A 12,673-nucleotide genomic window follows, 5' to 3' on the forward strand; every position below is an offset into this window, starting at 1 on the left:
AGGTTACGCCATGAAAGTTCTTTTGACGTCCACGCTTTATCCGACGCCTCAGGCCCCGAAGATCGTCGGCGGTGCAGAGATCTTCGCGCGGCGCTTCGCCGAGGGCCTGGCGCAGCGCGGAGACGAGGTCGAGGTGATCCGGGCCGCGTCCTCCCATGGGCAGGAGCGCGAAAGCTGCAACGGCATCAACGTCTATTCCGCGCCGGTCCAGAACATCTATCGCCCCTTCACCGAGCAGAAGAACACCGTCTTGCGCAGCATCTGGCATGCGGTCGACGACTGGCAGATTGAGGCGCCGGTGATCGCGGAACGCATCCGGGCCTTCAAGCCGGACGTGCTGCACTCCAACAATTTGTCGGGTCTCACCACCGCGATCTGGCGCGTCGCCGCCCAGCTCGGCGTGCCGGTGCTGCATACGCTTCACGACTATTATCTGACCTGCCCGCGCTGCTCTCGCTTCGACAAGGGACGCTCCTGCGAGCACACCTGCACGAGCTGCGGGATCCTGACCTTTCATCGCAAGCGGGCGACGCATTGGCTGAGCGCCGTGGTCGGCGTGAGCGAGCGCGTGCTGTCGATCCATACCGATATGGGCATGTTCGCGGAGACGCCGATCCGCACCGTGATCCGCAACGCCTCGACCGAGCCGCCGCGCGAGCCCTATCCTCGCCCGGTCTGCAGCTCGGAAGTGACGTTCGGGTTCATCGGCCGCCTCACCGAGGAGAAGGGCATCGACAACCTGATGCATGCCCTTGCCATGCTGCCGCCCGACCGCATCCGGATGATGATCGCCGGCCGGGTCAGCGAGGAGGAGCAACGCCGCCTCAGGGCGCTCGCGCCGCATGCGCGTATCGAGTTCATGGGCTTCGTGGCGCCGGACGATTTCTACCAGCAGGTCGACGTGGTGGTCGCGCCATCCATTTGGCACGACCCCGGTCCACTCGTCGTGGCAGATGCCAAGGCGGCCGGCAGGCCGCTGCTCGGAACGCGCTTTGGCGGCATGCCCGAGGTCATCGAGCACGGCGTGACGGGCTGGCTGACCGATGCCGATCCGCAATCCCTGGCCGACAGCATGCTGGCAGTCGCGTCTGATCCGCACAAGATCGACGAGATCAGCCGGCGCCTGATCGCGGATACCAACAAATGGATATTTGCCGACGTGCTGTCATCCTACAAGACTCTGTATGAGCAATTGCGCGAGCAGCGGATGTCGCGCATGCGCTCGGCAACCAAAGCGCCGCGGGCCGTCGGCAAGGAACGCCTCATTCCGAGATGACACGCCTCTTCGCGATGGCGGGCTACCTCTATCAGAGTGCCGCGGCGATCATCCTGATCTTCGCGATCAGTCACTTGTTGCCCGCCGCCGACTACACCAATTTCTCGCTGGCACTGGCCTCGAGCCAATTGCTCTGCGTCCTGATGTTCGAGTGGCTGCAGCTCGCCGGATTGCGTTTTCTGGCAGCAGCCGGGGAGGACGAGGCGGCGCGGCTGAGGTGGTCGCTCTTCGCCGCAGGCCTGTCGAGCGCGGCCGCGCTCGTCGTGGTCGGCAGCTGCGCATCGCTGGCCAGCGTGCTCCCGGCCGGGATCATCGCGCTGGGCCTCGGCATCTCCGTGCTTCAGGGCCTGACCGACCTCTATTTCCTGTCGGTCCGTCTGTCCGACCGGCTGGGCATCGCCTCCTCTCTTCTGGCGTTTCGCGCCACCACTCTCCTGACCGGGGCCGCCGCGGGAGCCGCGATTTGGGGAACGGCCGAAGCGGCGCTGCTCGGCGTCGGCGCGGGCCACGCGCTCGGCCTGCTCACCGGGCTGCTGGCCTATCGCACACCCCTGGAGCGCGTTCCGCTGCGGAGGGTGCTGGCCGACTGGAAGGATTTCTCCCGCTACGGCATGCTGGCGGCGGGTGCGTCCGTCATCCATCTGTCGGTGCCGGTGCTGCTCCGCTTCATCATCATCGGCCGGCTGGGCGCGACGGGAGCCGGCGCCGGATTTTCGATCGCGCTCGACCTGCTGCAACGCCCGTTCTGGGTCCTCAATGCAGCGATCCACACCGTGAGCTATCCCGATGTGGTGAAGGACTTCGAACGCGGAACCGTCATGAAGTCGGTTCAATCGGCGCGGCGGATGTTCGAATTCATGGTCTGCACGACTCTCGTGCTGCTCGGCGGCCTGATCGGCTTCATTCCGGATGCAGCCCGTATCCTGGTGCCGCGGGAGAGCCTTGATGGCTTCCTGACGACGGCACCTGTTGTCGCCGTCTTCTATTTCCTGCACACGCATCTCCAGGCGACCGTCGCGGTCGTTCCGCACCTGGAGAAGCGCGCGACGAGGCTCGTGGTCGTTGCGGCCGGCCAGCTCGCGATCGTCGCCGCCCTCGCGCTGGCCGCGACATGGGCCGGCCTGTCGCCGCGACAGGCAGTGGGCTGCGCTTGCCTCGCCACGCTCGCGACGATCCTGGTCGCGCTCGGCCCGACGCTGCGGTTCGAGGCATTCCCGCGCTGGTCCCTGGTCGTGCAGGCGCTGGCGGCAGCGGCGCTGATCGGATCGCTCGGCGCGATGCCGACCGAGCCGGCGGCCTGGCTCGCGGGCAAGATCATGATCGCCGCGATCGCAACGGCGATCGTCGGATGGCGCGGAGACTTTCTGATGCTGGCCCGCCGCGGCTAATCGGCGGCACGCATCGCTTCTTGCCGGACCTTGCGGATGGTCAAGCCGATGCTTGAGCCGAGCCGATCCAGTTCCCTCGCGAGACCGTCAGCCTTTCCCCAGAAGCCGAGGCACCAATACCCGGGAAAATACGGACACAACCAGTGCGTTAAAAAGCATCAACTTACCCGCCCATGAAGGCGGCATGGCTGCCGGCTCGCTGTGCAATCCTACGATCTCGGATCTTATGCGCATATATTCAGCAACGCAGATCATGAAAATCTTGAAAGCGCCTTCGTGACGCCACGCTGCACGGGCATCGCATCAAGCATTCTGCTGCGACTCGAGTCGATCTGTTCCTACGCAAGGAACCGCGTTTCACTCGCGATTTGTAGCTTCCATTTTTATCTGAAATTCACACTCGACAGAGAAGGTTGAACGCAAATCCCTGCGAGCAATTTCGTTCGCGCTGAAATTCGAGTGGGCAATGTCCGATCAAACAATCCTGTCTGCCAGCGGCTTCATCAACTCCATCGGCGTCAACACGCATGCCGGGTTCGGGTGGACCGGCTACAACAATCTCGCGGTGATGGTCGATGACCTCAAATATCTCGGCGTCACCCATCTTCGCGACGCGATGGGAACCAGCCCGGCTGCGCAACCGGTGGTCGAGGGCCTCGCTGCCGCCGGTTACAAGTTCGATTTCCTGGTTTCGTCCGCTTTGCCGCAGACGGGCACGGTCGGGCTGCAGAACTACATCGCCTCGCTGCAGAAATTCGCATCGAGCCATGCGGGCAGCATCAGCGCCATCGAGGGGCTCAACGAGGCCAATCACCAGCCCTTCAGCTACAATGGCAGCTCCAGCCTTTCGGCCGCAGCCCAGTTCCAGAGCGCGCTCTATCAGGCCGTCAATTCCAACGCCACGCTCGCCAGCATCCCCGTCTACAATCTGTCATTGGCCTACAACGATCCACAGGGCTACAAGCAGCTCGGCGACATGTCGGGCTCGGTCGACTATGCCAACGCCCACGCCTATGTCAGCACCAGCCTGACCACCGACAGCTCCATCGCGGCAACGCTCAGCGCCGTCATGACCGCGGCACCGGGAAAACCCGTCGTCATCACCGAGACCGGCTATACCACGCAGGCCAACACCCAATATCTCGGCGTCAACGAGACGGTGCAGGCCAAATCGATCCTGAACACGCTGGTCGATGCCTACAAGGCCGGCGTCAGCGCGACTTATCTCTACGAGCTGTTCGACCGCGACTCCTCGGCCGCCAACACCAACCCGGAAGCGAACTTCGGACTGTTCAATTCCGACGGCACGCCCAAGCTCGCCGCGACGGCGATTCACAATCTGACGACCATTCTGGCCGACGACGGCAAGGGCGGCCTGCAGCCGACTGACCCACTGAACTACACCCTGAGCAACATGCCGGCCACCGGCAACAGCATGGTGCTCGGCAAGAGCAACGGCGCCTACGAGCTGGTCGTCTGGGCCGAGCCCAAGCTCTGGAACGACGCCACCGATACCGAGCTGCCCAATGCAGCCCAGACGGTCACGGTGAACCTCGGCGCCGTCCATCATACCGTGAAGGTGTACGACACGCTGACGGGAACCACCGCGATCGCCAGCTATACCGACGTCAGCTCTATCACGATCCCGGTCAGCGATCACCCGCTGATCATCGAGATCGACGCGCCTGCGACCACGCCGACGCCGCCGGACACGCGGACCAGCGTCACCGGCACCGCGGCCGAGATCGTGCCGCAACTGTCCGACCTCAGCAAGTCGACGGCGCTGCAGACCATCACACTGACCGACTCACACGTCCTGCCGGTCGCCTCGAAGGCGACCATGGACTACATCATCTCCCATTACGGCAGCGCCCTCTCCAAGATCCAGGGCGGTTACTCGTTCTCGGTGACGAATTCGGCCGCGACCTGGAGCAGCACGAAGACCTACAACGCCAGCGGAACGCTTGTGTCGAAGGCGGACACCGGCCTGAATTCGAACGGGCAGCCGACCTCGACCACCGTCGCCTACACCGACGGCTCCAAGGACCTGATCAGCTACACCTCGGGCGTGCAGACGAAATTCGTCCACATCGCCACCGACGGGACCCGGACCACCGACACCTACAACACGGCCGGCACGCTGCTGAGCGAAGTCGTGCAGAAGTCCGGCGGCTATTACTCCACCACGCTCTACACGAACGGTGTGAAGACCGCCGCCTACGTCAAGAATGCCGACGGCTCGCAGGACAACTACACCTACGGCATCACCGGCAAGAGCTTCACCACGCAGGTGCAGCACCTCGATGCCTCCGGAAAGGTCACCTCGGTGACCCGCAGCCACGCCGACGGCACGCTGGACTCGACCCAGGTCTACAACAGCGACGGCAGCAGCGTGATCACCACCTACAGCGCCACCGGCGTCAAGTTGGTGCAGACCACCTATCATGCCGATCACAGCAAGGACGTCTGGACCTACAACATCAAGGGCCAGAACTACACGACCGAGCACGACGTCTATAGCTCGACCGGCTTCCTCACCAATTTGACGCGCCTGCACAGCGACGGCAGCCTCGCCTTCAAGCTGGTTCAGACGCCCGACGGCACCAAGACGACCGACTGGTACAATGCCGCCGGCACCCTCACCAGCGAGGTGGTGCAGAAAGCCGACGGCACCATGTCGACCACGGTCTACAGCAACGGCGTCAAGACCAACACCTACGTCAAGAACGCCGACGGCAGCCAGGACAACTACGCCTTCGGCATCACCGGCCAGAGCTACACCACGCTGATCCAGCACGTCGATCCCACGGGCAAGATCACGGCGGTGACCCGCAAGCATGCCGACGGCACGCTCGACTATACGCAGGTCATCAACGCCGACGGCAGCAGCGTCGTCACCAATTACGATGCGGCGGGAACGCGTATCAAGGAAGCCGATCTCCACGCCGACGGCAGCAAGGACGTCTTCCTCTTCAACATCAAAGGCCAGAGCTACACGACCGAGCACGACATCTACGATGCGAGCGGTTTCCTCACCACGCTGATCCGCAAGCACGCCGACGGCAGCATGGCGTTCAAGCTGGTGCAGAGCAGCGACGGGACCAAGACGACGGACTGGTACGACGCTAACGGGGTGCTCACCAGCGAGGTGCTGGAGAAGCCGAGCGGCTACAGCTCGACCACGGTGTACACCAACGGCGTGAAGACTGCGGCCTACATCACCAACGCCGACATGAGCCACGACAATTACAGCTACAACATCACCGGCCAGACCTATACGACGCAGTATCAGCACCTCGATCCGGCCGGCCGGACGACGGAGGTGATCCGCTGGCATGCCGACAACTCGCTCGATTACACCCAGGTGGTGAACAGCGACGGCAGCAGCGTCGTCACCAACTACGATGCATCAGGCGTCAAGAAGACCGAGACCGACTATCACGCCGACGGATCCAAGGACGTGTTCCAGTTCAACGTCGTCGGCCAGAACTACACCAACGAGCACGACACCTACGATACGACCGGCTTCCTCACCAACATCGTGCGCACCCACGCCGACAACAGCCTGGCCTTTAAGCTGGTGCAGAGCGCGGACGGCACCAAGACCTCGGACTGGTACGATGCCAACGGCGTCATCACCAGCGAGGTGACGACCAAGAGCGACGGTTACAATTCCACGACGGTCTACACCGCCGGCGTGAAGACCGCGGCCTACATCAAGAATGCCGACGGCACGTCGGACAACTGGAACTACAACGTCACCGGGCAGTCCTACACCACCCAGCATCAGCACCTCGACGCCTCGGGCAAGCTGGTCGAGCTCACCCGGACCCACGCCGACGGCACGCTGGACTATACCCAGGTCATCCACAACGACGGCAGCAAGCTGACGGACATCTACAACAGTGCCGGCGTCAAGACCCAGGAGATCGCCAACAATGCCGACGGCACGAAGGACGTGTTCCTGTTCAACTTCAACGGACAGACCGGCACGACGCAGCACGAGAACTACAACAGCGCCAGCGCATTGCAGTTCTTCGATCAGACCAAGACCGACGGCACCCACAACGTCACGGCGGTCGCTGCCGGCGTGACGATCCAGGGCGGGTCCGGCAACGACGTGTTCTCGGCCGCGCCGAGCTCGACCACGATCGCCTACGATCACGGCCAGGACCAGGTTCTGAACTTCCAGGCCGGCGACGGCACGAGCCACGACGTGATCCAGATCTCGAAGCTCCTGGCCGCAGACTACAGCCACCTGCAGATGACGCAGTCCGGCACGAACGCGCTCATCACGTTCTCGGCCAACGACACGATCCTGCTGAAGAACGTCTATGTCTCGAACCTGACGAGCCACGATTTCCTGTTCGTCTGAGCTGGGCGCCATTTGCCCAAGCGGGCATCGACATCGAAGGGGCCGGGACCATGTCCCGGCCCCCTGTTCGTTTGCCGGGCGCCTGCCTCATTGATGAGCAGAGAGCTGGCAGCCATCCGCTATTGGATGGGCCGCATGAATTCGGACGGATGGCCGCGACGGCGCCGCGTCCTGCGAACTTGCGTCACAATTCGTCTCTAGAAGACAGACGACCCGCGCAAGGACTCCGAGGCCCGATGGAAGCCAGTGAAGCAAGACGTTTCGTCGTCCTCGACTTTTATCGCTTCGTTGCCGCCCTCGGCGTCTTCATCTTTCATCTCAAGATGATCGACCCGGGCATCTCGCCGGCCTGGAACGGGTCCTTCGGCCTGTTCGTGGACATGTTCTTCATCCTGTCCGGCTTCGTGATCTCCTACTCCTACCCGTCCGACGCGCGTGGTGTCAGGGCCTATTCCCGGTTCATGATCCGACGCATCGCGCGGATCTATCCGCTGCACCTGTTGAGCCTGCTCGTCTTCGTGGTGCTGATCGGCGTCGGCCTCGAGCGCACGGCGCGATCAACCCCGCTGGACTTCCTCTACAACCTGCTGCTGCTCCAGGCCTGGGGCGTCACCAACCATCTCAGCTTCAACTCGCCGTCATGGTCGATCAGCGCGGAATTCTTCTGCTATCTGATCTTTCCGCTCCTGATGCTGCTGGCGCGCAAGGTCCAGCCGGTCGTGCTCGGCGTCATCGTGGCGGCGCTCTATCTGGTCCTTGCCCACGGCCATCTGCCGATCTGGCAGGAGCGGTCGCAGATGTACGGCGCCAATTTCGACTACGGCATGCTGCGCGCCTTACCGAGCTTCCTCAACGGCATCCTGCTCGCCATCCTGTTCCGAATGTCAGGGCCCTACCGGCACAAGCCGGTCGTGTTCGCCGGCATCGCCGTGTTCGGGCTCTCCGTGCTCGTGCTCAACGTCTTCGCCAAGCCGGATCTGGCCATCCTGCTGTTCTCCTGTGCCATCCTGCTCACCGCGGTTGGCGAAAGCGCCTTTAGGGAATTTCCCGGCGCGCGGCTGCTCGGACGGCTCGGCAACACCTCATACGCGATCTACATGCTGCACGACGCCATCCTCATTGCCGTGTTCAAGCCGCTATGGACCTGGCTCGAGCTGCGCCCGGACCAGTTCGGCCTGTTCGCCCTGGCATGCTGCGTAGTCCTCACCGTCATCGCGGACCGTACCTACGCCTATTTCGAAAATCCGGCGCGGCGCCTGATCAATCGTTGGGCCGATATCGGCGTCGCGTCGCCGCGCAAGGCTCAGGCAGCCGAACCGGCCCTGCGCTTCGACAATACCGAGCGGGCGGTCAACTGACGCCTAAAGCGCGATGACGATTGATCCTAATCGCATCGCGCTTAGGAGGCGTTCAGGCCACCTTGCCGTCGGCCTTCGCTGCCATCCGGATCGCGCTATCGCCGAGTAACGGTGCGATATTGGCACGCGACAGCTCCATGACATCAGGCAGCGCCTGGCGGACCTGGTCGCCGGCGGCCTCAAAGGCACCGAGGAAGTGCCCCACAAACTGCTCGAAGCTGTCGCCGTTGAGGAACTGGGCCGGCGAGAGCAGCAGCTGCTCGCTGATGCCGAAATGCGCGAACAGGCCCTGGAACTTGTCCTGGTAGGTGATCGCGGCGACAGGCGTTCCCTGTCCGAGCGCCGCAATGGCGAGGTGCATGCGGCCGGTGATCACGCCGTCGACCAGCCCGACGACGGCCTTGATCTCGCCCGCCGACAGCGTCTGTTCGACATGGTGCACGTGCTCGCCGAGCGTGGGCTTGAGCCGGTCGGCCAGCGGCCGCAGGCAATTGTCGTCGGCGATCTCGGGGCGGTAGTCATGTGCAAGCAGCACCCAGCTTACATTGTGCTGCCGCGACAGCCGCTCCATGGCGCTCGCCGCGAGCTCAATCATCTTCCGCAGCTTGGCCGGCTCCGGCTTCTTGAACAGCATCGGGTGGATGTTGAAGACGAAGACCTTGCGACCCTGCGCGCGCTGTCGCGCGATCGTGGCCGCGATTGCCTTGACTGCGGCGGTGTCCGCTCGCGGCGTCAGCATGAACGCCGCGTCCGCCACGAGCCGGGCGCGCTTCCGGGCGAAGTCGTCGAAACGCCGGAGCGAAATCGCATCGCGCAGATTGAGGACCACACCCGGATCGATCAGCCGGAACACCTCGCGCAGCGCCTTCGCGGGACGGGAATTGAAGCTGAAGCCGAGCACGCTGACCTTGGCGCCGAACGCCGCCATCAGGTCGGCGACGAGCAGCATGCGCGCGGCATCCACCGGAGAATAATAGCCGTCGAGCACGTCGGCGCCCAGGATGACGCCGAAATCGGGACGGATGATCGAGAGCTCCTGCGCGACCGTCTCATAGGAAAACGGCTGCTTCCAGAGCTCGAGCGGCTTGAAGCCCATGACGCGGACGTCGGCGCTGGCCGCCGCGGTGGCGGTGACGATGTAGATCTCGAGATCCGGATAGGCCCGCTTCATCTCTCCGGCGGCCGCCTCGATCATGGCCTCGTCGCCGCGCGACTGATGAATGCTCCAGGGATCGGAGGGCAGCACCAGGAGACGGCGCGGATTGTTGCGCGGTGCGGCGTTGACGCCGACATCCTTCCGGGCGATCTGCCATCTGCGCAATTCGAGGAGATCGACCGCGAAGGGCGTGTTCTTCGCGCTGTTGAGCCAGCCTCGAAGCTGCCTGCGCACGGGTACGGGGATCAATTGCTTCACGTGGTCCTCCTCGTCTTCCTCAGGCGGTCGCACCGCGCTTCACGACGAAATCGATCAGGGAGAAGAGCTGCTTCCGCCAGAACAGCAGAATGCTCATCAGATAGGTCGCGCCGAAACATGACGACAGCAACCCCATCCGCAAATACGGGTTGATGTCCGGCGTCGCCGCGCGGCACAACACGACCGCGCCATAGGCGAGGACAATGGCGCACAGGCAACCCGCAATCGGACGCAGGAACTGGCTCCAGCTCAGGCCCAAGAGCCGGAGCGACAGCGCGAAAGTCACGGGGGTCACCACGAGCTGCGCGAAGGCGAAGATCGTCGCCAGCTGGCCGATGTCGCGCGAGGGCAGCAGGAACATCGCAGGCACGACCGTGCAGAACTTGATGATGTTCAGCGCAAAGACGTAGTTCGGCTTGCCCAGCGCGCCGAAATAGGCGCTGTTGACGAACTGCACCGTCTGGATCGCGCCGACCAGCATCAGCGGCCGCATCACCGCTTCACTGCCGCTCCACTTCGCGCCGAACAGCAGCAGGGACACTTCCGGCGCGATCGCCGCAAGCAGCACGAAGATGGGCGATCCGACCAGCGCGCCGAGACTGACGCTGCGCAGGTAGGCCCCGGCAATCCGGTCGCGCTCATGCGCGATCTTGGACAGCGCGCTGAGCGCGACGTCCATGACCGCCTGGGTGAGCAGCTGCATCAGGATGATGTAGACCCGCGCACCGACCGTGTAGATGCCGAGGGCGGCGACGCCATAGAGCGACAGGATGATCATGTCGATGGTGCGAACGATGGCGAAATCCAGCAGCCGGTTCAGCACGACATGGACGCTATAGCCGGAGAGCTCGCGGAAGCTTCTGGCATCGTAGCCGCGCATCGGCAGCCAACGCGGCTGGCTCCAGAGCCACAGGCCGCTGACCGCGCTCTGAACCACCACCTGGATCACCAGGCTGAGCGCACCGAACCCGGCATAGGCGCAGGCAATTCCCACGACGCCGGAGATGGCGGTCGCCACCATGGTCCTGACCGCGAGCACGCGAAAATCCATCTGGCGCTTGTAGAGCGCCTCCTGGAACAGGGTCGCGGTGCCGATCGGAAGCGAGAGACTCGCGGCGGTGAGCAGCGGCGCGAGCCCCTTCACGTCGAACCAGCGCTCGATATCCGTCGCCAGGACAGCAATCAGAACCGCAAGGATCGTCGACGCTGCAAATGAGCAGAAGAAAGGCAGCGTCACATCGGCAGGTTCGAGCGTTCGCCGCTGGATCAACGCATCACCGAAGCCGAATTCGGCGACCGAGCTCAAGAGGAGCAGGATGAAGGCGACGAGCGCGGCAAGGCCGAAATCCGCGGGATTGAGCAGCCGGGCCAGCACCAGGAACAGCACGAAGGACAGCGCCCGGCCGCCCCAATTCTGGGCAAGCGACCAGAACAAGGCAATCACGACCTGATGCTGTTTGCCCGTGACGTTCATCAACAATTCGACCCAATTCCGACAGATCCAACCACAATCGTAAGCTAGACGCGTGGCACGCGATGCTGCCGCGACGTCACCATCTCCGATCACGGCGGAGCACTGAATGCTCGCGACAATACGACGGAGTGATGGCAATCAGATGAGTGCCGTCACGATTCCGATTTAGAGTGGAAGTGAGTTCAAATCGTGGACTACACTCCGATCAACTTTGCGAGTGATGCAAAATGGATGCCTTGATGAACCCGCCCGCCCAGCGTTCTCTCCGCAGCTCCAGGCGCTTGCGTGTGGCCATCTACGCACCGCATTTTGCGGAATATTCCTACCGTCTCGCGTCGGGATTGGCCCGCCATTGCGACGTCCGGCTGGTGCTCAACCGCAAAGACGCCAATCAGCAATGGGAACTGGCCGATATCGCCATGACGGCTCCGTTCGAGACGAGAATTCGTGACTTGAGCCTTCGGCGCGGCGGCGCGATCGGCATCCCGGCCTCGTTCCTGGACATAATTTCGTTTCGCCCCGACGTGATTCATTGTCACGAAGTTCCGGAGATCTACACGTCCAAGCTGATCCAGTTTCTCCGTCCGCTCGGCATTCCCTTGGTGTTGACCGTTCACGATGCGATCCCGCATTCGGAAGGCGGCTCCGGTACGTCGCCGCGCGAAGATGCATGGCGGGGTCGCATGCGCGCGGCAGCATCGGTCGTCACCACGCATGGCGAGAGCTGCATCGCCGATTTTCGCCGCGCCTCGCCCGACTTCAAGGGCGAAACCGTCTCCAGCATGCACGGCGTGCTCATGGTTCCGCCAGCCGGAGGTGCGGTCACCGCGCCTGAGGCTGCACGCATCCTGTTTTTTGGGCGGATGTGGGCCTACAAAGGTCTCGACGTCTTCATCGATGCGATCGACATGTTGGCCAAGCGCGGTGTGGCTCATGAAGCGATCGTCGCCGGCCGCGGCCCTGAGATGACACGGCTCGGCGCGCGAATGGAGGCGATGCCGACGGTCAAGACCATCAACGCCTATATCTCGCCCGCGGATACCGGCCGACTGTTTCAATCCGCCACCGTGGTTGCCCTGCCCTATAAGGACGCATCGCAGAGCGGCGTGCTTGCATCGGCCTATGGCAATTCCCGGCCAGTCGTTGCCAGCGCCACCGGCGGCATTCCCGACGTCGTGACGGATGGCGTCAACGGGCTGCTGGTTCCGCCCGGCGATGCCACGGCTTTGGCCGACGCACTCGAACGCGTGCTGACCTCCAAGCCGCTGGCCGCGACGTTAACCGAAGGCGCACGGCAGACCGCGGCCGGCCTTCTCAATTGGGATCGCATCGCCGAGCAGCTCCTTGGATCGTATCACCGGCTCGCCGGTCGCACCGTGAGCTGAGCG

Annotated in this window: 7 protein-coding genes; 5 read left to right on the forward strand and 2 right to left on the reverse strand. The window is 63.4% G+C overall.

Features of this window, described 5'->3' with window-relative positions:
* Window positions 1–10 precede the first annotated feature (10 nt).
* From ACNJYD_RS32435 to ACNJYD_RS32450, 4 genes are all read left to right on the forward strand, one after another.
* Window positions 11–1,276 carry a glycosyltransferase family 4 protein gene (locus tag ACNJYD_RS32435; protein WP_439364403.1) on the forward strand — a complete coding sequence of 422 codons (1,266 nt, stop codon included), beginning with the start codon at window positions 11–13 and terminating at the stop codon, window positions 1,274–1,276.
* Window positions 1,273–2,664 (forward strand): hypothetical protein, encoded by a 1,392-nt coding sequence (locus ACNJYD_RS32440; protein ID WP_439364404.1) that lies wholly within the window; start codon window positions 1,273–1,275, stop codon window positions 2,662–2,664. The genes ACNJYD_RS32435 and ACNJYD_RS32440 overlap by 4 nt, the downstream gene beginning before the upstream one ends.
* Before the next feature lie 466 nt (window positions 2,665–3,130).
* Window positions 3,131–7,039, forward strand: coding sequence for an RHS repeat protein (locus ACNJYD_RS32445; RefSeq protein WP_439364405.1), 3,909 nt, complete (start codon window positions 3,131–3,133; stop codon window positions 7,037–7,039).
* 236 nt (window positions 7,040–7,275) lie between these two features.
* Window positions 7,276–8,397 (forward strand): acyltransferase family protein, encoded by a 1,122-nt coding sequence (locus ACNJYD_RS32450; RefSeq protein WP_439364406.1) that lies wholly within the window; start codon window positions 7,276–7,278, stop codon window positions 8,395–8,397.
* Window positions 8,398–8,449: 52 nt separating this feature from the next.
* Here ACNJYD_RS32450 and ACNJYD_RS32455 read toward each other — a convergent pair whose 3' ends face one another.
* Window positions 8,450–9,811 (reverse strand): polysaccharide pyruvyl transferase family protein, encoded by a 1,362-nt coding sequence (locus ACNJYD_RS32455; protein WP_439364407.1) that lies wholly within the window; start codon window positions 9,809–9,811, stop codon window positions 8,450–8,452.
* Window positions 9,812–9,830: 19 nt separating this feature from the next.
* On the reverse strand, window positions 9,831–11,285 hold the full coding sequence (locus ACNJYD_RS32460; RefSeq protein ID WP_439364408.1) for a lipopolysaccharide biosynthesis protein: 1,455 nt from the start codon (window positions 11,283–11,285) through the stop codon (window positions 9,831–9,833).
* A 287-nt stretch (window positions 11,286–11,572) separates the two neighbouring features.
* Here ACNJYD_RS32460 and ACNJYD_RS32465 point away from each other — a divergent pair, with 287 nt between their 5' ends.
* Window positions 11,573–12,670, forward strand: coding sequence for a glycosyltransferase family 4 protein (locus tag ACNJYD_RS32465; RefSeq protein WP_439364409.1), 1,098 nt, complete (start codon window positions 11,573–11,575; stop codon window positions 12,668–12,670).
* Window positions 12,671–12,673: the final 3 nt, after the last annotated feature.

It is taken from the genome of Bradyrhizobium sp. SPXBL-02 (assembly GCF_051853065.1).
GTDB lineage: Bacteria > Pseudomonadota > Alphaproteobacteria > Rhizobiales > Xanthobacteraceae > Bradyrhizobium.